This is a genomic window from Paracoccus limosus (assembly GCF_009711185.1).
Lineage (GTDB): Bacteria > Pseudomonadota > Alphaproteobacteria > Rhodobacterales > Rhodobacteraceae > Paracoccus > Paracoccus limosus.
In genome coordinates, this window is record NZ_WMIF01000020.1 from 51,016 (window position 1) to 71,327 (window position 20,312).

Consider the following 20,312-nt stretch of genomic DNA (forward strand, 5'->3'; position numbering starts at 1 on the left):
GATGGAATTCATCGGGGTGAATAGGACAGGGCGTGGTTGGGTTCAACGCGCCTTTCGCAAGCATGGGGAGAAAGTGATGGCGCGCGTTGCATTTCTGGGACTGGGGGTCATGGGCTATCCGATGGCCGGGCACCTTGCCGCCAGGGGCCATGAGGTGGCGGTGTGGAACCGCACCGCCGCCAAGGCCGAGGCATGGGCCGCGCAGCACGGCGGCCGCGTCGCCCGGACCGCGCGCGAGGCGGCGGCAGGGGCCGAGTTCGTCATGGCCTGCGTCGGCAATGACGACGATCTGCGGCAGGTGTGCCGGGGCGCGGATGGCGCCTTTGCCGGGATGCAGCCGGGCGCGGTCTTTGTCGATCACACCACGGTTTCGGCCGCCGTCACCCGCGAGCTGGCCGCCGAGGCCACCGAGGCCGGGCTGGGTTTCGTCGATGCCCCGGTCTCGGGCGGGCAGGCGGGGGCCGAGAATGGCCAGCTGTCGGTGATGTGCGGCGGCACCCCCGGAGATTACGCCCGCGCCGAGCCGGTGATCGCCGCCTATGCCAAGATCTGCCGGTTGATGGGTGCCTCGGGCGCGGGACAACTGACCAAGATGTGCAACCAGATCGCCATTGCCGGCGTGGTGCAGGGCCTGGCGGAATCGCTGCATTTCGCCGAAAAGGCCGGGCTGTCGATCGCCGATGTGGTCGAGGTGATCAGTCAGGGCGCGGCGGGCAGCTGGCAGATGGCTAACCGTTATCAGACCATGGCCGAGAATCGCTTCGATTTCGGCTTTGCCGTCGATTGGATGCGCAAGGATCTGGGCATCTGTCTGGCCACTGCCGACGAGACCGGCGCCTCGCTGCCGGCGACGGCGCTGGTGGATCAATTCTACAAGGATGTGCAGAATATGGGCGGCGGCCGCTGGGATACCTCGTCGCTGATTGCGCGGCTGCGCAAATAGGGCTATTGCGGGCCGGTGCGGCGGCTGATGCTTGCCAAATCGGCCCGGCTTCGGCTATCACGCCGGGCAAGGCGGGCGGTTAGCTCAGTTGGTAGAGCGCTTCGTTTACACCGAAGATGTCGGGGGTTCGAGTCCCTCACCGCCCACCATACTCCTGCCAAACTGCCGAATATATTGCGGTTTTGCCGCCGTTTGCCGCAGAATTGCGCATATTCCATTATTTTCGGCCGCGTCGGGAGCCTGCGTTATGTGAAGAGCGCAGGTTTTGCGAACCGGACGTATCACGGCGCACACGTGGAAAAAAATTCTCCTATTTACCCCCTTGTCAGATCAAGTGTCATTTTGGAGTAATTGACTTAATGGACATGTTTAACGCCTATAGGTTTATCGGAAAAACAGCCGTTCGCCTTGGGTGACGGGGCAACTGGCCATTTAACAAGTAAGTTTTCCCGATGTGCGCAGTTCAGGCGTCTCGGGAGAGGGGGATTGATGGTAATGACGAAGACCCTGCCTGTTATCCGCGGGCGGAAATTTCTTCAGGTCATCGAGGGCGCGCGCGCGATCTTCATGCGTGATGGTTTCGAAGGTGCGACGGTCGATGATATTGCGCGGCAGGCGGGGGTCTCCAAGGCGACGCTTTACAGCTATTTTCCCGATAAACGTGTGATGTTCAAAGAGGTTTTTCGGGCCGACCTGTCGCGCGAGGTCGCCGATGCCGGTGCTTTGTTGCAGGTCGACATGCCGGTCGACCAGATTCTGCCCTTTGTCGTTTCGATCATCTCGGCGCAGCTGGTTTCGGAATTCGGCGTGCAGATGTATCGCGTCAGCGTCGGTGAGGCCGAGCGTTTTCCCGGTCTGGCGCGCGAATACTACGAATCGGGTCCGCTGTTGATGCGTCAGCAGCTGGTGACCTATCTGCAGCGCTGCGTCGGGCGCGGCGAGCTGCGAATCGACGATATGGAGCTGGCAGCAGATCAATTGATCAGCCTTGCCAGTGCCACGGTGCGCAATCAGGCGCTGTTCATCGGCGTGAACTCGATCGACAAAGAGCGCCTGCTTGCTGTCTGCGCCGGGGCGGTGCGGATGTTCCTTGCCTGCTATGGCGCCGAAAAATCCACTTGCTGCTGCTGCACCGAACATTGAGCGGGTGCAGATGATCTGAAGCGAGGCCCGTGGGCGTTTCTCGTCCGGCTGGGGGTAGGCGCTGTGCGCCTGCCCAAGGGCCCGCCGTCAGGGGCGAAGGCTTGACCTGCCGCATGGCTCGCCTTGGCTTTCGGATTCGGCGTCATTCCGGGGCGCCGGGCTTCGTGTCGCGGCTCATGTTCTCCGATTATGCGCGCGACAGGCGAGACGCGAGAGTTCCCGGCGCAGCAGGGTTGATCAGGCTTTGCAGCCCGGAACGGCCGGCGCCGGGCCGGGTGGTGGGGAAATTTCCTGCATTCGCAGCCGTTTTATGCTTTTCCCGCGCCGGCCGAGCGGCTAGATAACCCAAGGTTCGGGGCGTAGCGCAGCCTGGTAGCGCGACGGTTTTGGGTACCGTAGGCCGGAGGTTCGAATCCTCTCGCCCCGACCAGAAAAAAATTCTCCACCGAATCACATCTAGGTTTGCTGCGCGGGATCGCTGGCCGCCGCGGCGCAATTTCGCCCCATATTCCAGCAGCGCGGCACCTGTAGCGCGGCTCTGCCGAGACACCGGAACCGGCCCGAGCGATGCGGGCCGGCTGGCGCGGTCAGGCCATCTTGCGCAGATAGGTCCAGGTGGGCACGCGGGCATCGCGGGCGACCGACCAGCTTTCGGCGTCGCCGAGATATTCGAAGCCCGAATTGGTCAGAACCCGGGCCGAGCCGGGGTTGTCCTGAAACGCCTCGGCAAACAGGGTGCGCGAGCCATGCGGGTTCGCCGCGACCAGCGCCGCCACCGCCTCGCTGGCAAAGCCCGTGTTCCAGAATCCGGCGCCGATCCAGAAGCCCAGCTCGGACTGATCGGCCTCGAGCCGGGTCAGCGACACCACGCCCAGAAGCTCGGCCAGCTTGTTGGCCGAACCGTCGATGGCCCAGACATCCTCTTCGCGGTCGGTGGCCATGGCGCGTTTGACATAGGCCTCGGCCGCGCCGGGGGGCAGCGGGTGGGGGATCGAGCGCGTGCCTTCGGCAACGCGGCGGTCTTGAGTGTAATGTGCGATCAGTCCGACATCCGATGCCCTGAGTGGGCGCAGGACAAAGCGTTGCGTCGCGATCTCGGGCTGCGTGTGCAGCACCGGCGCGATCAGCTGGTTCATGGTCTTCCTCCCTCGTACTCGGAAAACATATGGTTACGATCCCCGGAATAGCGAAGGGGACCGGCTTGCGCCGATCCCCTTTTTTAACACCTGCGTGTTAAGAACGGCTTACTCGGCAGCCTCGACATTCGCGGGCAGCACGGAAATATAGGTGCGGCCCTTGAGGCCCTTGCGGAAGCTCACCTGGCCATCGGTCAGGGCAAACAGAGTGTGGTCGCGGCCCATGCCAACGTTGTCGCCGGCCCACCAGGTGGTGCCGCGCTGACGCACGATGATGTTGCCGGCGATGGCCGACTGGCCGCCGAACAGTTTCACGCCAAGACGGCGACCGGCCGAGTCGCGACCGTTGCGGGACGAACCGCCTGCTTTTTTATGTGCCATGGGTCAGTCTCCTCAGTTGGCGGTTTCGACGCGGGTGCGGGCGCCGACAGCGGCTTTCACGTCGGTCTTGTCACCGCCGTTTTCCAGCAGGTCGGTGATGCGAACCAGGGTCAGTTGCTGACGGTGGCCACGGGTGCGCTGCGACGAGTGTTTCCGGCGGCGCTTGACATAGGTGATGACCTTGTCGGCCTTGATGGTGTCGATGACTTCGGCCTGCACGGCGGCGCCGGCAACCAGCGGGGCGCCAATGGTGGCGCCGATCATCAGCACGTCGTTGAACTGGATCTTGTCGCCGGCTTCGGCGTTCAGTTTTTCGACGCGCAGCACGTCACCGGATTGAACCCGGTATTGCTTGCCGCCCGTTTTCAGAACTGCGAACATTCGCTTCTTCCTTGTTTCCCGCGTCCTGCGGCCTCTGCCCAGCAGATGTTCGGAGGGTTTCCCCGCCTTCGGACGGCGCACCCTTGTCCGGGTGAGATTTCAAAATAACACACCGGCAACGGGCGCAAGCCCGGCCGGTCGCGGTGCTATGCCGCAAAGCGCCGGCCGAGTCAACAGAATTGGCGGCCTCAGGCCGCCAGTTCGCCCGCCAAAGAGTTCGGCGCGCTATGGGTGATGCGCACCCGCACGAGATCGCCGACACGGGCCTGCGGCGCCTCGACAAAGACCGCGTGCAGATAGTCGGATTTGCCCACCATCTGCCCGGGCAGCCGGCCCGGCTTTTCGAAAAGCACGCCCAGTTCGCGCCCGACCATGCCCTGTTGCGCGGCCTTTTGCTGGCTGGTGAGCAGCGCCTGCAATTCCTGCAGCCGGGCATCGGCGACATCGCTGTCCACCTCGGGGCGGTCATAGGCTGGCGTGCCGGGGCGAGGCGAGTATTTGAAGCTGAAGGCGGTGCCGAAATTCACCCGCGCCACCAGATCCAGCGTGTCGCGATGGTCCTGATCGGTCTCGCCCGGGAAACCGACGATGAAATCCGAGGTCAGCATGATGTCGGGCCGCGCCTCGCGGATGCGGTCGATCAGCCGCAGATATTGCTCGACCGTATGCTTGCGGTTCATCGCCTTGAGGATCCTGTCCGAGCCCGATTGCACCGGCAGGTGCAGATAGGGCATCAGCTTGGGTTCGTCGCGATGCGCCGCGATCAGGTCGTCGGCCATGTCATTGGGGTGGCTGGTGGTATAGCGGATGCGGTCGAGCCCGTCGATTTCGGCAATGGCCCGGATCAGCCGGCCAAAGCCCCATTCGCCGCCATCCCCCTCGCCATGCCAGCCGTTGACGTTCTGACCCAGAAGCGTGATCTCGCGCACGCCGCGCGACACCAGATCGCGGGCTTCGGCCAGAATGCGCGACACCGGGCGAGAGACCTCGGCGCCGCGGGTATAGGGCACCACGCAAAAGGCGCAGAATTTGTCGCAACCTTCCTGCACGGTCAGAAAGGCCGCCGGGGCGCGGCGGGTGGCGGCGGGTTTCGGCAGGTGCTCGAACTTGTCCTCGGCCGGGAATTCGGTGTCGACGCCGCGTCCGGCACGGGCCATGGCGGGCAGACGGTGATAGGCCTGCGGGCCGACGACCAGATCGACGATCGGCATGCGGCGCTGGATCTCTTCGCCTTCGGCCTGCGCCACGCAGCCGGCGACACCGATCTTCAGGTCAGGGCGCTCGGCCTTCAAAGGCTTCAGCCGGCCAAGGTCGGAATACAGCTTTTCCGCCGCCTTTTCGCGGATATGGCAGGTGTTGAGCAGGACCATATCGGCCTCGGACTGATCCTCGGTCAGGACATAGCCCTCGGCGCCCATGGCCTCGGCCATGCGCTGGCTGTCATAGACGTTCATCTGGCAGCCATAGGTCTTGATGAAGAGCTTTTTCTCCGCCGGGGCGGGGGTCTTGGCTTGGTCGGTCATGCCGTGCGGTCCTTGGGAAGTTCCGCGCTGATACAGCAAAGCGGCCGTTTTGCAAAGCCGCGCCGTTGCGAAGGCCGGCATCCGGCGCTACCAGCAAGGTCAACATGGCTGAAAGGATCCGCGATGAGCGACGAGGAGTATGTCTATGACGAGGAAAGCGGCGAGTGGCTGCCGGCGGCCGAGCTTGCCGCACGTCGCGCGACCGTGGTGCAGGATTCTGCCGGCAACGTGCTGGCCGATGGCGACTCGGTGGTGCTGATCAAGGATCTGAAGGTCAAGGGCGCCGGGCAGACGCTGAAACAGGGCACGGTCATCCGCTCGATCCGGCTGACCGACAATCCCGAGGAAATCGACTGCCGCCATGACACGATCAAGGGGCTGGTCCTGCGCACCGAATTCGTGCGCAAACGCTGACCGGCAAGATGGCATCGGGCCCCCTGGCCCGATGCGTCGCCCCGATCGGGGCAGGGGCGGGCCTCAGGCGATGAGGATGCCGTCCCAGATATCGGCCTGATTGCTGCCGCGCACCGCGCCGATTTCATGCCAGGCATCATCGGCCCGCAGCATCAGCTTGGTCCAGGCGCCGCCGGTGACCAGCCGCAGGTCCTGCATGTCATCGACCAGCGCGCTAAGGTCGATGTGATCGCCCCGGGTGAAATCCATCACCGCCGTGCCGCGCGCCGAGCTGCCAAAGATGAACAGGTCCGCGCCCTCGCCGCCAAACAGCTTGTCGCCGGTGCCATGCGCCACCAGCGTATCCTGACCCGCGCCGCCGTTGAGATGGTTGGCGCCGGCGCCGCCGTCCAGCCAGTCGTTGCCGGCAAGCCCGCGCAGTACGTCATGGCCGCGCCCGCCCAGGATCACGTCATCCATGCCGGCGCCGCGCAGGGTGCCACCGTCATGCGCGCCCTGGATCACCCTGCCCGAGGGGGTCTCGGGCGGCAGCGGGGCGCTGCCGTGGCCGTTCCCGGTCCCCGGCTTGGGGCCGGGTTCATGCGGCGTTTCGGTCGAGGGCTGGTCCTTGCCGGGGCTGCCCGCGCCGGGCAGGGCATAGGGATCGCGGGGGCCGGTGCCGAAATCATGCGTGCCGCCCGGCGTGACGATGAAGCTTGCGGCGCTGAAATCCGCCAGCACCGCGTCGCGGAAGGTGATCGAGCCACCCGCGCCCAGATCCAGCCGCACCTGATTGCCGTCCTGCACCAGCCGCGACAGCAGCGCCGCCGGATCGGTGATGGCATAGCCTTCCAGCTGGATGCGGTCGCCGGCGCCAAAGCCCTGCACCACGTCATGGCCGTCGCCAAAGCCGTGGATGATGCTGTCGGCGCCGTCATGGGTGATGATCAGGTCATTGCCCAGCCCGCCGCGCAGGCTGTTGGCATGGGCATTGCCCTCGATCCGGTTGTCGCCGGCATTGCCGGTCAGCACGATGCCCTTGGCCCCGGTCACGGCCACCAGATTTTCGACATTCTGCGCCAGCGTCAGGCTGCGCTGGGTATAGACCGTATCGACGCCGCCATTGGCCGCCTCGACGATGACGGTGCCCGGACGAAAGACGTGGTATTCGTCGCCGGCCTTGCTGCCGATCATGGTGATCGGGCCAGAGTGGCTGGAGCCGGTGTCGATCATCCGGCTGCCATCCTCAAGCGCGCGGACCACGCCATCACCGTCGCTGTCGCCGATCTTGGTCGCGCTTTTGGTCTTGTCGGTCCAGATATTGGGCGTTTCGGACCAGCGCACGACGAACTGGTCGGGGCGGAAATCCTCGACCCGGACATCGCGAAAGATGATCGTCTGCGGATTGCCGGGATAGGCGCCATTGCTGAGCCAGACGTCCTTGCCGACCTGGGTCAGCCGGCTGATCGCGCCGGCCGCACCGTCGATATTGAAGCCCTCCAGCACGATGTGATCATCGGCGCCAAAGCCCGAGATGATGGCATTGCCGGTGCCGCGCGTGACATGGACGATATCGGCGCCGCCGGCCAGATTGACGAAATCCTGACCCGCCCCGCCGCCGGTGACGATGATATCATTGCCGCCCGAGCCATTGATCTGCGAGCTTTTTTCGCCGTCGATCAGCACGGCGTCCTTGCCGCTGGCGCTGAGCACATTGGTGGGCTTCAGCGCATAGACCGAGACCGAGTCGATGACGAAATCATTGCCCGGGGCAAAGGTCAGATGGTCCAGTCCCGCGACCGGATCCCAGCCCCAGGTCGAGCTGATCTGATCGTTGATGATCGCATACATCGGCGTCTGCAGGTCGGCGGGCGTCGGCATGCGATAGATCTCGACCAGATGGTCGTGGTCGGGGCCGAAATAGAAGGCGATGTAATCGGGCGTCCATTCCGCCGCCCAGGTCCATTTGCCGCTGTAGATGTCGGCGCCGAATTCTTTCATCGCGTCGGTGGTGTGCTGGAAGATATATTGATCGCCCCCCGCCAGGTGCTTGATCATCGGATCGCGCGGCGTGCCATCGGGGTTCAGATCATAGGGGTTCTTCCAGTCCACCGATTGCGTCGGATTGCCGTTCACATCGACCTGATCGAAGAAGCCCGCGGTCGAGAAGGTATTGTCCTTGCCGGTCTTGGTGCCGCCGACGCCCTTGCTGTAGACCTCGAAAATGTCGATCTCGGGCGGCCAGCCGATGCCGGCCGGCGCCAGCCAGAAGGCGGGCCAATGCCCCTTGCCGACCGGGATCGAGGCGGTGATCTCGTAATAGCCATAGGCCTGCGCGAATGTTTCGGCGGTCGAGACCATGCCGGTGTAATATTTCACGTCGCCCGCCTGCGCGCCGCGCCCGACATTGTCCAGCGCCCCGGCGACCAGCGCGGCCTTGTCCTCGGGGATCACGCCCGAACTGATGTGCAGCGCGCCGTTTTCGACCTTCAGCGGGTTGATGCCCACCTTTTGCCCATCCGCCGTTTCGACCTCATCCGACAGGAACACCGATTTCGGGCCGTTGGTCATCAGATCGCCCCGCCTCGGCCCGGTGGACCACAGGCCCTTTCCGTCGCGATAGGTGTTCAGGGAGCTGTCGAAGTCGTCTTTGAAGACCAGTTCGTAGGCCGACAATGAGGGCATGGGCTGACTCTGTGCTGAAGCGGTTGGGGAGGACTCCACCAACACTAGCCCCAGCATCAGCCCCGCAGTCAACCGCAGGTTGTCCTTAATTCGAATTAATATTTTATTCATACAAATTAGGCAATTATCTGGAAAATCGGATTGATCTTCCGAACGGAACCAGACGGAACGGTTCATCTTGCGAACCTGCGGGCCAGCGTGCCCGGCAAGGTCAGGTTGACGCCCCTTTCGCGCCAGACCAGCCAGGACAGGATGCCGTAAAAGCTGACCCAGCCGATGGTGGCGCCGGTCGCGGCGCCCGGCAGGCCGGCCAGTTTGCCGCCCAGAAACACCAGCCCCGCCAGCACCGGCACCATTACCAGCGCCACCAGCATCAGCACCCGCTGCTGCCCGGTCAGCGACAGCACGTTCGAGGACGGGCCCAGCACCGCAAGGCACAGCGGATCAACCATCAGCACCGGCAACAGCCACCACGCCTTGGCGAATTCATCATCGTAAAGCCCCAGCAGCTGGCGACCGAACAGCGTGAACAGCACCAGCCCGGCCAAGGCGGCGGTGATCTTCATCAGGCTTGAGCGGTCGACAATATCCAGCAGCCGGCCGTTGTCATTGGCGGCGATGCTGCGCGACAGGTCGGGGGTGATGCTCTGGTTGACGGCGATGACCGCGAAACGGGCAAAGCCGACAAAGGACAGCGCCACCGACAGCCGGGCGATGTCGGTGGGCTGCAGGCTCAGCGAGGAAAACAGCACGGTGATTTCCTTGCTGTATTCGATGAACAGCATCGTGGCGCCCATCTGCAGCCCATAAGAGATCCAGCTGCGACTTTCGCTCATGTCGCGGCCGGCATCCGCCAGCCGGCGATATTCCGGCGCCAGCAGCGCCTGTTGCAGGCCAAGGTTCACCACCGCCGACAGGAAAAAGCAGGCCAGCACCACCGGCGCCGTCGGCGGCGTCGCCGAGACCAGCACATAAAGCCCCAGAAACAGCACCAGCATCAGCGGGCGCAGGAAGGTGCCGGGCAGGGTGGCGACGATCACCCGCGAAAAGCCCATGGCATGGGCCGAGCCGATGCGCAAAAGCCCCATCAGCGCGCCGCTGACGATGGCGATGCCAAGCGCCAGCCGGTCATGGCCGGCGGGCATGGTCAGCATGATGCCGGTCAGGCCGATGGCGATGACCAGCGGGATGCAAATGGCCGCCACCTGCCAGTTCATGCCGATGAACCCGGCGGCGCGTGCGGTCTCGTGCCGGAACAGCGCCTGCGTGATGAAGCGCGAGGCGCCGATCTCGCAACTGCCCGAGGCAAGGATCGGCAGGATCATCGCCAGAGACATCGCGGTCAGTGCGCGGCCCATCTCATGCGCGCCCATCACCCGCGCCATCATCAGGCTCAGCACCAGACCCAGCACCGCGCCAAAAACGCGCGCGGCAAGGATGATCAGCGGTCGCACGGCACCGCGGCGCAACAGCCGTTGCAGCAGCCCTGCCTTGGCGACCGGGCTGTGATCGAGGTTCTGATCCGTCATCGCTCAGGCCCTTGCCTGCGCCCAGCTGGGCCATTCCACGGGTTCGCGCCCGATCAGCGCCGCCAGACGCTGCATCTCGTCGCCCAGCTCCTGCGTCAGCCGCTTGCGGGTGTCGGGGCTCATGGCGGGCACCTCCTGACGCACATCGACGCGGTTGGCATCCAGCAGCTTGCGCACCGGCCCCAGTTTCTTGACCCGCATCAGCTGTTCCTCAAGCCCCATGCGCCGCATCCGGTCGCCCTGCGCGCGCAGCAGGTTGCGCAGCCATGGCAGGCGGGCGCGGTCGCTTTCGTTGCGGCGCTCGGACAACAGGCCCGTGGTGAATTCCGGGTCGATGCCAAGGAACTCATAGACCCGGCGGGCCTGCCCGGCGGGGTCGGCCTTGATGTTTTCGGCCAGCATCACCTGCACCTGTCCGGCCGGGAACACATCCAGCCAGCGCGACAGATGTGTGCCATAGCGCGACTGGTCCAGATAGGAGGGGTTGTTGGCCAGCCCCTCCTCGAACGAGAGATTGGGGATATGGCCCTTGATCACCTCATGCAGGTGATTGGAATAGGCGCGTTCCACCGGGTCGCGCAGCAGCAGCAGGATCTTCATCTGCGGATCATAGGCCCGCACCCGTTCGGGCGTGCGCGGGTCGTGGAAATAGGACGGCGAATTTTCGAAATGCACGGTCGCCGGGCTGGCCTCGTCAAAAAGCGATTCATACCAGCGATAACCGCGGTCGTAGTAATAGCTGAAGAAATCCAGCTCTTTCTCGCGGGCGACGGCGGCCTGCGGATGCGCGGCCAGCACCGCATGGATCCAGGAAGATGCGCATTTCTGCGCGCCGATCCCGATGGCAGTGGGCTTGGGCATGGCGAAACTCCGTAACTCTTGAAGGCGATCAGGCGAACTTGCGGCGCGCGGCCTCATAGATCGCCGTATCGGCGGCGCAGGCGGCCTCAAGGCGGGCGCGCTGACCGGCGGTTAGCGTGATCCGCGGCCAGGCGGCCTGATTGTAGCGGTGGACCTGCGGCTTGGTGCCGAAGGTATCGGCAAAGCGGTTCAGGAAACCGGGCAGGTCATCAAGGAACCCCATGACGCTGATGTCCTCCAGCCGGGACAACGCGCGCGTCAGCACCTCGGGTTCCTCTGCGGCGGAAACCACGTTCTGCCCGCCCAGATAGCGCAGGAAGACCGTGGCGTGGCTGCGGCCGATCGGACCGTCCAGCCAGGCCTCGACATCGGGGCTGCAATAGCCGTTGCCGGCCATCATGGCGAAATTCGACAGCGCCCGCGACACCGGCTCGCGCATCAGCGAGACGATGCGATAGCGTTCGCCGAAATGCCGCCGGGCCAGCGGCGAATACAGCACATGACCATGGATCAGCTGCGCGCCTGCGGCCATATGCGCCAGCATCAGCTGCTCGCGCAGGGCAAAGGTCAAGTGGCCATGCTCCAGATCCTCGTGGCAGAGCGCCTCTTGATCGCGGTCAAAAGCCATGATCGCCGCCGCCCGCCGGGTCGAGACCGCGTCCAGCACGGCGACCGTCTTGTGCAGCGGCACGGTGCTGTAAAGCGCCTCAGAGAGCGAGGTGCCGCCGCATTTGGGCAGGTGCAGGAACAGGCAGGGGTGGCGCAGCCCGCCGGCCATCGCCCGGGTCCGCCCGGAATAGATGCGCAGCCGGCGGACGGTGCGCGGGTTCAGCAGTTGACGCGGCGCGCGCGCCTTGGCTTCGGAGGGGGTCTCGGCCATGGCTTGTCCCTCAGACCAGCTTGGGGCGCTGGGCGGGGTCGTGACGGCGCAAGCGGCGCGGCCCCACCTCGGTCAGGAACACGCCCGCCAGCCGTTTGCCCACCGGCTCGTTGCGGTCAAGGATCTGCTCCAGCAGGTTCAGCGACACCTTGCCAAAGGGCAGGGCCAGCAACACGCGGGTGACCTGCGCCTCGGCGATGATCTCGTCCACCGTGGCCGACAGCGCCGGGCCGTCGATGATCACGATTTCGCCCTGCGCCTGACGCGCGGCCAAAAGCGCGCGCACCGCCGCCGAATAGGCCGCCGGATCGACCGGGCGGTCGGCGCTGGCCAGCGCGACGGTCAGGTTTTCCGAAGGCGTGGCCAGATCCATCACCGGGTTCAGCACCTGCACATCGCCCAGACGCGGGCGCACCAGTGCGCCCAGACGGCGGCCCAGCGGATCGCCATCGACCAGCAGCACCTTTTCGCCATGGCTGGCGACAAAGGCGGCAAGGCTGGCGGTCAGCATGGCGCGGCTGGCCTCGTCGCGGGGCGAGGTGACCAGCGTGGCGCCCTTGCCATGGCGCAAGGCGACGCCGGCGCGGCGCAGGCTTTCATAGAACTCGCGCCCTTCGGCCGAGGTGACGCGGGCCAGCACGCCCGGCTCGGCCAGCGCGGCCGGGGCAAAGGGCTTGGGCGGCACCGCGCCCAGATAGGTCACGCCCAGCCGCTCGCGCAGGGTCTGGGCGCTGCGGATGCGGTCGTCGGTCTGCGCGCGCACAAAGACCCAGGCCATCGCCAGCAGCAGGCCGCCGATCATGCCGCTGGCCAGCACCAGCACCAGCGGCGGGTTCGCGGGCGAGGTCGGCGGCACGGCATCGTCGATCACACGGGTGTCGCTGACGATATACAGGTCCTGGCTCTGGTTGCGCTGCAACTGCTCCATCACCCGGCGCTGCTGTTCCTTGACGGCATCGGATTCGCGCTGCAGGTTGCCCAGCTCGATCTGGGTCGCGGCAATCTGCGACAGCTCGGCCTGCAGATCGGCATGGCGGGCGTCCAGCTTGGCAAGGTTCGCCTCGGCCACCTCTTTCGAGGCCTCGGCCGCCTCTTTCATGTTGCTCAGCTCGGCCATGAGCTGCTGCGCCATGCGCGAGATCACCGCCTGATTGCTGCCGTCGCTGCGCACCGCATCCTTGTATTGCTGCATCAGCCGGGTCAGCGCGGTATTGTCGGGCCGCAGCGACAACAGATCGCCCACCACGCGCTCGTTCTTCAGGCGGCGGATGTCGGTCTCGATCTGGGCCATGAACAGGGTGGCGCTGCGCAGGTTGCGCTGCTCGGCCACGATCTCTTGTTCAAGGTCGGTCATGGTGGCGCCGACAAGGCCGGTCTGGCCATCCGGCGGCACGTCATTGTCGACGATGAATTTCTGTACCGCCGCTGCCGCCTGCCGGGCCTCGCCCGAAAGCCGCGTCATTTCGGCCGAAAGCCAGGTGGCCTCCTTCTCGACGCGGCCCCGGCTGTCGTCCTGCTGGAACACCACATATTCCTGGGCAACGGTATTGGCCACATCGGCGGCGATCTTGGGATCCTCGGCGGTAAAGCCGATGACGATGACGAAGGTATTGCCCTGCCGCTCGACGGTCAGGTTCTTGCTCAGCCATGTGACCTGAGCCTCTTGCAGCTCTTGCGGGGTCAGCGGCTGGCCGTCGGCATTGGTCGCATCGGCAAAGGCGCCCTGCAGTTCCGGTGCCAGCTTTTCCAGCACCCGGCGCAGCAGCCGGTCCGACAGCAGCACCTCGATTTCGGAATCGACCACCAGCGCGTCGGCCAGATAGATCGTCGGCGCCGCCGCCGCATCGCCGCTGCCGCCCAGCCGCGGGTCGATCATGATGGCCGAGCTGGCATAGTAGTAATCCGGCCGCGACAGCGCGAGCCCGGTCGCCAGCGCGCCCGCCAGCACGCTGCCAAGCGCCAGCACCGGCAATTTGCGCCTGAGCGTGCCAAAGGTGCGCCGGACCAGCACGGCAAAATCCGGAACGTCGTTGCGCCAGCCGGGGGTGATGGGATGATCGTGGTTCATTGATGGCCTCTGATGTCCAGCGCAAGGGAGGCGCCCGGTCGGATGGAGGGAATGCGAGCCGACGGGGCTTCGCGACGAGAGGGGGGAAGGCGATAGGCGGTGCCAAGCGCGACCACGAAGATCAGCGGGATGGCGTGGCCCTGGTAGTATTGCGCGCCCAGCAGTGACATGCCGAAGATCGACAGGATCATGATGAAGGCCCAGGCGGCATAGGGATCGGCACCATGGCGCGCATGCCACAGCGTCCGGTAAAGGCAGACCGCCGTCATCGAGAGATGGGCGATCAGCCCCAGCGGGCCCAGCATCACCAGAAGCTCGACGATCAGGTCGTGAAAGCCGACCACGCCGTCACCATAGCGCCTTTGCAATGCCAGAATGTCCGAGGCGAAATGCGGGTTCTCCCAGAAGCCGGCGGCACCAAAGCCCAGCCAGGGCCGCATCAGGTAATGGTTCCAGCCGAACTGCCACAGGATGGTCCGGCCGGTCAGCGTGGCATCGCGGCCCACCAGCGACAACAGGAAGGACAGCGGGTCGAGCTTGGTGAACAGGCTGGCGATCAGAAACAGGCCCAGCACTGCGGCGCAAGACGCCAGCAGGAACATCCATGCCCCGCGCGATCTCAGCAGGATCCACAGCACCAGCCCCGCGCAGGAGGCCGCGAAGGAAAACAGGATGCCCGTGGCCGAGCCCGCGACCGCAAGGACGATGGCGACCAGTCCCAGCCCGATGACGCAGGCCAGCCGCAGCCCGATGCCCAGCCGGGGCAGCACGAACAGCCCGAAGGTGCAGGTCGCGGTGAAAAGCACCGCCCGGTGCCCCAGCGCGTTCTTCGAGTTGAAGATGCCTTGGAACAGGTGGCGTCCGTCATAGGCGGGGGTGATGGCGCTGGTGAGGTTCAGCACCGACACGAACATGGCAAACAGCATCACCCCGAAGAAGGCCAGAAAGATCTGCCTTGGCCGAAAGCGGCTGCCGATGAAGATGCCCATCATCACGCTGACGCTCAGCTGGATCCCGAAGCGCAGCGTATCGACCGGCAACTGCGACCACAGCACCGAGACCACCGCCAGCATCGGATAGAGCAGGAACACCCAGTTGCGCACCAGCGCATCCGAGAGCTGCGATAGGCTGATCGCAAGGCGCATCAGGAAATAGGCATAGCACAGCAGCCAGACGATCGAATGCACGCCCAGAAAGACGAAGGCATCCGACGAGAACAGGAATACCGTGGCCATGAAGGCGCCATCGGTGATCGCCATGATGTCGCCGGCGCGCGATCCGGCGCGGGCGGATGCCTGCCCGGCGCGATAGGGCGGAAACTGGCTAACGGTCGCGGTCATGCCCATTCCTTTGCGCGCTTCAGGGCCGGGCGCTCGAACAGGGTCAGGCTGAGCCACGCCAGTGCGCTGGTCGCCGCACAAAGAACCGCCACCAGCGCCACCCGCATCTGCGGCCCCAGATCGCCGGCCAGCGGCTCGGCGAAATGCAGCAGGATCGGGTGGATCAGATAGAACCCGTAAGAGATTTCCCCCCAGAACATCAGCAGCGGCGTGCCAAGCAGCCGGAATATGCCCGAGCCGGTCATCGCGGACAGAAACACCAGCACCATGGCCGCCCAGATCAACGGATCGGCCCAGATCGGCACCCCGAGCGCCGTTCCCGCCCGGAAGTTGGGATTGACCGCGACAAAGGCTGCCAGCGCGATCAGGCTCAGGACCATCGGTGCCCAATCGGCAAGCCGGGCGTGCAGCGACATGATCCGGGCGCGGTAAAGCGCGATCAGCGTGCCGGTCAGGAAGAACGCCGTATAGTAGAACACCGTCACGAAGTTCATCTTGTGCAGATGAAACGCCAGCACCTGTGCCGCGAACAGCAGGCCCAGCACAGCAAGGCACAGCCACAGTGCGCGGTGCGAAAAGCCGCCCTGCCGATGGCAAAGCCACCAGATGCCGACGAAGATGACGTAAAACTGGATCTCGACCGGCACGGCCCAAAGCTCGCGCGTGCCGCTGATCAGGAAAAGATGCATTAGCACCGCGCCCACATCCGGCATCGGATATGGCCAGGGCAGGCCGGCGGCAGTGGCGATGAGCGACAGCGCCACGATCAGGTAGAACAGCGGCAGGACGCGCCCCAGCCGCGCGGCGACATACCGCCTGACGACCTGCGGTCGCGGCGCCTGCCCAAGATAGAGCATGCTCATCAGAAAGCCGCTGAGGATGAAGAACAGCATCACCCCCAGTTGCCCGACGCCCATGCCGAAATAGCTGGGCAAAAGGCCGGCATTCGCCGAATGCGACAGAAACACCACCAGCACGGCAAAGCCACGCAGCCCGGTCAGGCCGTCAAGCCGCTCGCCCGATTGCGTCCCGGCCCGGATCGACGATTCGCGTCCGGCCTCGCGGCGCTGGGCGAGCTTTGCGGGCGCGGTGATATGGTCAGCCGTGCTCATGCGGGCGCCTCTGCGCAGCGCGGCGGCAGGATCGGATCAGTGCTGCTGGCTGTCGAAGGAATAGGCAAAGGAACCACCAAACTCGGAACGTTTCAGGGGGGCGGGGTCGGGCAGCAGGGGTTCTCTGCGGCGCGGGACCGAGGCCAGATCCTCGTCCGCGACCTCAGCATAGAGCGCGTCCCAATATTGCGAGGCCGTGTGGCTGTCGAAACGGGCCTCGGCGGTGGCGCGGGCGGCGCGGCGCATGGCCTGCACCGTCTCGCCGTCGCCGACCAGCGGTGCCAGACGCTCGATCGCGCCCTGGGCGATGCGATCGACCTCGCTGCGGAAATATCCCTCATAGGCCGGGCTCGAACGCGGCGTGTCGGCGGGGCGCACCCACATGCCCAGACTGTCCACCGGCATGTCGATCAGGATGCCGTTCACGTCGTCCTGAACCACCTCGGGCAGGGCGCAGACCCGGGTGCCCAGCACCGGAGTATGTTCGGCCATCGCCTCGATCCCCGAAAAGCCGAAGGAATCGGCGAATGTGGTCAGCACGCAGAAATGCGACTGGCGCAGCTTGCCACGCATGACGTCATTGGGCAGGCGCGCGCTGTAATCCACATTATCAAGTGTCAGCAGGTCCTTGTATTCGTCGTAAAATCCTTCGCGCTCGGGGTCGGTCCAGATCGCGGCGCCCATCTCCAGCGGCGAGATGACGTTGACGCGGATCGGCAGACCGGCGGCTTTGGCCTTTTCGGCGATCTTGACGGCGACGCAGCCGCCCTTGCGCGCGAAATGCGCCCCGACGAAGGTCAGCACCAGTTCGGTGCAGGGATCGTCGCGCAGCGGGTCGGGCGCGTCGCGCAGGATGATATTGGGATAGCGCACGGTCAGCTTGTCCTGCAGCGCCGGCAGCATCGGGTTGTCGCGGTGCTGGTGCAGGAAACGGCGGCGGGCGAAATAGGACATGGCGACAAGCCGCCGGCAGCGATGGCTGCCGATGCAGTCGTCCATATAGCGGGTCAGCAGGTTGTCCTGGGCAAAGCCAAAGCGCCGCGGGGCGCTGTCCTCGAACGAAAGGATGTATTTCTGGACGCCCAGCGGAATGCGGTTGCTGCTGTGGACCAGATCCACCCGCTTGCCGGGGGCCAGCACGGTAAAGCCTTCAAGGCGGTGCGACAGCAGGGTAAACGGCAGGAAGCGCCGCCAGTCCAGCTCGTGCCGGGAATGGCGCGCGGTCATGAACTGCATCGGGTAGCGGTCCTTCAACACGGCAACCCGCAACCGGCCATTGGTCATAACACGCGACCCCATCATCCAAACAAACCCCGAAAACGGGCTATCAACCATAAACCGGGCTGGCCCGGCCGGGCAGCCCAACACGAAAGAGCAGGCAGCAACCCCAGGGGCCGGTTCGGCCGATCGGGCCGCACGCCCGTCCTGATCCTGCTGCAGGACCCTACCGACAAACGTTGGCAGGTGCAGAGATATTCCCCGCGTATTTTACGCATTGGCCGCTCTGCTTCAATCGCATTAGGGCCTGCAAAGCTGCAGTGCAGCTATCCTTTTGTGCAGGGGATCGCGCCTGCGGTCCGCTGATACAGCTTTTACGCGACTCAATCGCAACAAAAACCCGCATGAGGGGAGCTGTCTGGCAGGGGCCTTTGGCCCGACCGGGATCAATAGCCGGGCATCGCGGCCGGTGGCGTCACGGCAGGCTCGCCCATGCGGTTCTGCGCCTGATAGCCTTGCTGGGTCAGGACCTGTCCTGCGGTCTGCATGTCGCGTCCCGCCCCCTGGATCGTCTCGCAGCCGGAAATCGCGATCAGGCCAGCCAGAGGAGCAAGTCGAATAAGATGGCGCATCTGTGTCCCTTTCTGCTCTTGTGATTGGGGCGCAAGCTAAACCGGCGGCGCGGCGGATGCTGCAGCACAGACGCGTGATCGGGCGGGCTCGGCGAAAAACCACCAGCGGCGCGGACGGGCCGGCGGATCGTCGCCCGCAGCCGGGTCAAAGACCGTTGGCCTGCACCTCGCGGCTTTCGCGCGCCACGGCATGGCCGGCGGCCTGCATGTCCCGGCCCGCGCCCTGCACCGTCTGACAGGCGGCAAGGGCCAGCAATGCCATGATGGGGGTCAGTTTCACGATGCGGCGCATGATCTTCTCCTTGCGTGGGGTGGTGATGGGCAAACGCAAAGAAATCGCGGCGGGTTCCGGGGCCGGAATTAGCAAAGCCTTAACCTTTTGCGGGCAGACTGCGGCTATGCGCCTAATCGTCTTTGCCCTTTTGACCCTGATTTCGGCCTGCGCCTCGCCCGCGCCGGGCTTCATCGGCGCCAAGCGCCACGATGTGACCGTGGACGGCATCCGCTTTGCCGTCTTTCAACGCGAGAGCGAGGCCGAGGTGATCCGGCTAGGCTATCTGACGCGCAAGGAACGCGCGCCGGTGCCCGGGCTGATGATGCAGGCGGCGGGGCAGGCGACGGGCTGCACGCCGATCCCCGACAGCATGGTGACCAAGATCCCCGGCGATACCGGCGAGGCGCGGATCAGCCTGCGCTGCTGATCCGGCGCGGTCGCGGATCGCTTAACCGAGAAAATCGGCCACGATCTCGGCCACCTCGGTCGGGCGGTCGGCATGCAGCCAATGCCCGGCGCCGGCCATGATGCGGATCTGTGCCTGCGGAAAGACATCGCGAATAGCCTCGATCTGCGGCTCGCGGCAATAGCCCGATTCGGCGCCGGTCAGAAACAGGGCCGGGCCGGTAAAGCCGCCGGCGGGGGCGCCAGGCCAGCCGACCACCAAAGGCATCTGGTCGCGCAGCGCGGGCAGGTTCAGCTTCCAGCGCGGCGGCTCGGACTTGAGGTCCAGCGATTGCAGCAAAAACGCCCGCACGCCCGGTTCGGGAACCTGCAGGGCCAGCTGCGCCTCGGCCTCGGAGCGCAGGCGCAGCCCGTCCAGCCGCACCGATTCCATGGCATCAATCAGCTCGGACTGGCCTTCGCGGTGGTGATAGGCATAGGGCGCGATGTCCAGCACCACCAACCGACGCACCAGTTCCGGCCGGGTCAGAGCCAGCATCATCGCCGCCTTGCCGCCCATGGAGTGGCCCAGCACATCGGCGCGGCCCCCCTGCGCCGCGATCAGTTCGGCCAGATCGCCAGCCAGCGCGGCATAGCTGTGGTCGGGATCATGCGGGCTGTCGCCATGGTTGCGCATATCGACCGAGATCACACGGCGCGTCGCAGCCAGCCGGCGGGCCAACCCGCCAAGGTTCTTGCCCGAGCCAAACAGGCCATGTGCCAGCAGCACGGGCGGCAGATCGGATTCGGGGCCGGTTTCGGTCGTTTTCAGCATCATGGCCCCACCCTAACCACGCTGGTGCGCCGACGCCAGAGGCGCTAGCCTTGCCGCAAAGGGGACGGGAATGACGATCGACGACATCAGGCCGATGGCCGATGAGGTGGCAAGCCTGATGGCGGCGCGCTTCGGTGGCATCCGGCGCGGCCAGCATCCCGTGCTGGAGGAGATGCTGCGCCGACGCGGTGGCGCCTTGCCCCGGCGCCTGCGGCGCGAGGCGCGGCTGATGGCCGGGGCTGACCGCATCGCCTTGCAACCCCGGCTGGCGCGGCAGGTGGACTTTGCCCGCTTCGACCGCGCGCACAAGGCGCTGACCGCCTATCTGCGGCCTTTGGGGCAGGGGGCGCGGCTGCAGGGCAGCGCGACACGCGTCGCCGCCAGCGTCGCCATGGGCCTTCTGGTGCTGGGGCTGATGGTGGTCTGGCTCAAGACTTGGCGGGGATTGTGAGTGGAGGCGGCTTTGAGCCGAGCCTGTGTAAAAACTCGGTCTTGTGATAGACTTTGGCATGGCGTTGGGGGATCGGCATGTCGGGGTTCATCGAAGGCGTTGCACGCGGGCAGACGGTTCTTTTCCCTGATCGGCTCGAGGAC

Annotated in this window: 20 protein-coding genes and 2 tRNA genes; 7 read left to right on the forward strand and 15 right to left on the reverse strand. The window is 65.3% G+C overall.

The annotated features are described in order from the left end of the window. Positions 1–73 precede the first annotated feature (73 nt). The 4 genes from GL279_RS13840 to GL279_RS13855 all read left to right on the forward strand — a co-directional run bounded on the left by GL279_RS13840 (position 74) and on the right by GL279_RS13855 (position 2,516). Positions 74–943: an NAD(P)-dependent oxidoreductase gene (locus tag GL279_RS13840; protein WP_484555860.1), complete on the forward strand. Its 870-nt coding sequence runs from the start codon at positions 74–76 to the stop codon at positions 941–943. A gap of 73 nt (positions 944–1,016) precedes the next feature. After that, positions 1,017–1,092 (forward strand) — tRNA-Val (locus GL279_RS13845). 346 nt (positions 1,093–1,438) lie between these two features. Beyond that, on the forward strand, positions 1,439–2,086 hold the full coding sequence (locus GL279_RS13850; RefSeq protein ID WP_155065236.1) for a TetR/AcrR family transcriptional regulator: 648 nt from the start codon (positions 1,439–1,441) through the stop codon (positions 2,084–2,086). A gap of 353 nt (positions 2,087–2,439) precedes the next feature. Then, positions 2,440–2,516: transfer RNA gene (locus tag GL279_RS13855), tRNA-Pro, on the forward strand. A 157-nt stretch (positions 2,517–2,673) separates the two neighbouring features. Here the strand turns inward: GL279_RS13855 and GL279_RS13860 are convergent. The 4 genes from GL279_RS13860 to miaB form a co-directional block, all read right to left on the reverse strand. Then, entirely contained in the window at positions 2,674–3,222 is a 549-nt protein-coding gene (locus GL279_RS13860) for a GNAT family N-acetyltransferase (RefSeq protein ID WP_155065237.1), read from the reverse strand. A 108-nt stretch (positions 3,223–3,330) separates the two neighbouring features. Next, positions 3,331–3,603 (reverse strand): 50S ribosomal protein L27, encoded by a 273-nt coding sequence (gene rpmA / locus GL279_RS13865; protein WP_155065238.1) that lies wholly within the window; start codon positions 3,601–3,603, stop codon positions 3,331–3,333. A gap of 12 nt (positions 3,604–3,615) precedes the next feature. Continuing rightward, entirely contained in the window at positions 3,616–3,984 is a 369-nt protein-coding gene (gene rplU, locus GL279_RS13870; protein WP_155065239.1) for a 50S ribosomal protein L21, read from the reverse strand. A 188-nt stretch (positions 3,985–4,172) separates the two neighbouring features. Beyond that, complete coding sequence (gene miaB, locus GL279_RS13875; protein ID WP_155065240.1) at positions 4,173–5,507, reverse strand: tRNA (N6-isopentenyl adenosine(37)-C2)-methylthiotransferase MiaB; 1,335 nt, start codon at positions 5,505–5,507, stop codon at positions 4,173–4,175. Positions 5,508–5,630: 123 nt separating this feature from the next. Between miaB and GL279_RS13880 the strand changes: the two genes are divergently transcribed. After that, positions 5,631–5,921, forward strand: coding sequence for an alkylphosphonate utilization protein (locus GL279_RS13880; protein ID WP_155065241.1), 291 nt, complete (start codon positions 5,631–5,633; stop codon positions 5,919–5,921). A gap of 63 nt (positions 5,922–5,984) precedes the next feature. Here the strand turns inward: GL279_RS13880 and GL279_RS19590 are convergent, their stop codons facing one another. The 10 genes from GL279_RS19590 to GL279_RS13930 form a co-directional block, all read right to left on the reverse strand. Next, entirely contained in the window at positions 5,985–8,585 is a 2,601-nt protein-coding gene (locus GL279_RS19590; RefSeq protein WP_170293982.1) for a family 16 glycosylhydrolase, read from the reverse strand. A 173-nt stretch (positions 8,586–8,758) separates the two neighbouring features. Next, positions 8,759–10,114, reverse strand: a complete 1,356-nt coding sequence (locus tag GL279_RS13890; protein WP_155065243.1) for a lipopolysaccharide biosynthesis protein — start codon at positions 10,112–10,114, stop codon at positions 8,759–8,761. Between the two features lie 3 nt (positions 10,115–10,117). Beyond that, a complete protein-coding gene (locus tag GL279_RS13895) occupies positions 10,118–10,975 on the reverse strand; it encodes a sulfotransferase family protein (protein ID WP_155065244.1) in 858 nt (285 codons plus the stop codon). Between the two features lie 28 nt (positions 10,976–11,003). Then, positions 11,004–11,855: a hypothetical protein gene (locus tag GL279_RS13900; protein WP_155065245.1), complete on the reverse strand. Its 852-nt coding sequence runs from the start codon at positions 11,853–11,855 to the stop codon at positions 11,004–11,006. Between the two features lie 10 nt (positions 11,856–11,865). Further along, a complete protein-coding gene (locus GL279_RS13905) occupies positions 11,866–13,923 on the reverse strand; it encodes a GumC family protein (protein ID WP_155065246.1) in 2,058 nt (685 codons plus the stop codon). Next, the gene (locus GL279_RS13910; RefSeq protein ID WP_170293983.1) at positions 13,920–15,263 is read right to left on the reverse strand and encodes an O-antigen ligase family protein; all 1,344 of its coding nucleotides are present in this window, start codon (positions 15,261–15,263) and stop codon (positions 13,920–13,922) included. Before GL279_RS13910 ends, GL279_RS13905 begins: the two co-directional genes overlap by 4 nt. After that, positions 15,260–16,375 carry an acyltransferase family protein gene (locus tag GL279_RS13915; RefSeq protein ID WP_155065248.1) on the reverse strand — a complete coding sequence of 372 codons (1,116 nt, stop codon included), beginning with the start codon at positions 16,373–16,375 and terminating at the stop codon, positions 15,260–15,262. The genes GL279_RS13910 and GL279_RS13915 overlap by 4 nt, the downstream gene beginning before the upstream one ends. Before the next feature lie 36 nt (positions 16,376–16,411). Further along, positions 16,412–17,611, reverse strand: a complete 1,200-nt coding sequence (locus tag GL279_RS13920; RefSeq protein ID WP_170293984.1) for a glycosyltransferase — start codon at positions 17,609–17,611, stop codon at positions 16,412–16,414. 428 nt (positions 17,612–18,039) lie between these two features. Beyond that, positions 18,040–18,225 carry an entericidin A/B family lipoprotein gene (locus GL279_RS13925; protein ID WP_155065250.1) on the reverse strand — a complete coding sequence of 62 codons (186 nt, stop codon included), beginning with the start codon at positions 18,223–18,225 and terminating at the stop codon, positions 18,040–18,042. A gap of 145 nt (positions 18,226–18,370) precedes the next feature. Next, positions 18,371–18,517, reverse strand: a complete 147-nt coding sequence (locus GL279_RS13930; RefSeq protein ID WP_155065251.1) for an entericidin A/B family lipoprotein — start codon at positions 18,515–18,517, stop codon at positions 18,371–18,373. 106 nt (positions 18,518–18,623) lie between these two features. Between GL279_RS13930 and GL279_RS13935 the strand changes: the two genes are divergently transcribed. Beyond that, the gene (locus tag GL279_RS13935; protein ID WP_155065252.1) at positions 18,624–18,926 is read left to right on the forward strand and encodes a hypothetical protein; all 303 of its coding nucleotides are present in this window, start codon (positions 18,624–18,626) and stop codon (positions 18,924–18,926) included. A 21-nt stretch (positions 18,927–18,947) separates the two neighbouring features. Here GL279_RS13935 and GL279_RS13940 read toward each other — a convergent pair whose 3' ends face one another. Then, positions 18,948–19,721, reverse strand: a complete 774-nt coding sequence (locus GL279_RS13940) for an alpha/beta fold hydrolase (protein WP_155065253.1) — start codon at positions 19,719–19,721, stop codon at positions 18,948–18,950. A gap of 67 nt (positions 19,722–19,788) precedes the next feature. Here GL279_RS13940 and GL279_RS13945 point away from each other — a divergent pair, with 67 nt between their 5' ends. Further along, on the forward strand, positions 19,789–20,169 hold the full coding sequence (locus GL279_RS13945) for a hypothetical protein (RefSeq protein ID WP_155065254.1): 381 nt from the start codon (positions 19,789–19,791) through the stop codon (positions 20,167–20,169). Positions 20,170–20,312 lie beyond the last annotated feature (143 nt).

What these genes read in the sequence shown, in the direction of transcription:
- rpmA (WP_155065238.1), bottom strand. Translation starts at nt 3,603, where the DNA reads ATGGCACATAAAAAAGCAGGCGGTTCGTCCCGCAACGGTCGCGACTCG.
- GL279_RS13850 (WP_155065236.1), top strand. Translation starts at nt 1,439, where the DNA reads ATGACGAAGACCCTGCCTGTTATCCGCGGGCGGAAATTTCTTCAGGTC.
- GL279_RS13860 (WP_155065237.1), bottom strand. Translation starts at nt 3,222, where the DNA reads ATGAACCAGCTGATCGCGCCGGTGCTGCACACGCAGCCCGAGATCGCG.
- GL279_RS13905 (WP_155065246.1), bottom strand. Translation starts at nt 13,923, where the DNA reads ATGAACCACGATCATCCCATCACCCCCGGCTGGCGCAACGACGTTCCG.
- GL279_RS19590 (WP_170293982.1), bottom strand. Translation starts at nt 8,585, where the DNA reads ATGCCCTCATTGTCGGCCTACGAACTGGTCTTCAAAGACGACTTCGAC.
- GL279_RS13910 (WP_170293983.1), bottom strand. Translation starts at nt 15,263, where the DNA reads ATGACCGCGACCGTTAGCCAGTTTCCGCCCTATCGCGCCGGGCAGGCA.
- miaB (WP_155065240.1), bottom strand. Translation starts at nt 5,507, where the DNA reads ATGACCGACCAAGCCAAGACCCCCGCCCCGGCGGAGAAAAAGCTCTTC.
- GL279_RS13940 (WP_155065253.1), bottom strand. Translation starts at nt 19,721, where the DNA reads ATGATGCTGAAAACGACCGAAACCGGCCCCGAATCCGATCTGCCGCCC.
- GL279_RS13890 (WP_155065243.1), bottom strand. Translation starts at nt 10,114, where the DNA reads ATGACGGATCAGAACCTCGATCACAGCCCGGTCGCCAAGGCAGGGCTG.
- GL279_RS13915 (WP_155065248.1), bottom strand. Translation starts at nt 16,375, where the DNA reads ATGAGCACGGCTGACCATATCACCGCGCCCGCAAAGCTCGCCCAGCGC.
- GL279_RS13895 (WP_155065244.1), bottom strand. Translation starts at nt 10,975, where the DNA reads ATGCCCAAGCCCACTGCCATCGGGATCGGCGCGCAGAAATGCGCATCT.
- GL279_RS13945 (WP_155065254.1), top strand. Translation starts at nt 19,789, where the DNA reads ATGACGATCGACGACATCAGGCCGATGGCCGATGAGGTGGCAAGCCTG.
- GL279_RS13930 (WP_155065251.1), bottom strand. Translation starts at nt 18,517, where the DNA reads ATGCGCCGCATCGTGAAACTGACCCCCATCATGGCATTGCTGGCCCTT.
- GL279_RS13935 (WP_155065252.1), top strand. Translation starts at nt 18,624, where the DNA reads ATGCGCCTAATCGTCTTTGCCCTTTTGACCCTGATTTCGGCCTGCGCC.
- GL279_RS13925 (WP_155065250.1), bottom strand. Translation starts at nt 18,225, where the DNA reads ATGCGCCATCTTATTCGACTTGCTCCTCTGGCTGGCCTGATCGCGATT.
- GL279_RS13900 (WP_155065245.1), bottom strand. Translation starts at nt 11,855, where the DNA reads ATGGCCGAGACCCCCTCCGAAGCCAAGGCGCGCGCGCCGCGTCAACTG.
- GL279_RS13880 (WP_155065241.1), top strand. Translation starts at nt 5,631, where the DNA reads ATGAGCGACGAGGAGTATGTCTATGACGAGGAAAGCGGCGAGTGGCTG.
- rplU (WP_155065239.1), bottom strand. Translation starts at nt 3,984, where the DNA reads ATGTTCGCAGTTCTGAAAACGGGCGGCAAGCAATACCGGGTTCAATCC.
- GL279_RS13920 (WP_170293984.1), bottom strand. Translation starts at nt 17,611, where the DNA reads ATGCAGTTCATGACCGCGCGCCATTCCCGGCACGAGCTGGACTGGCGG.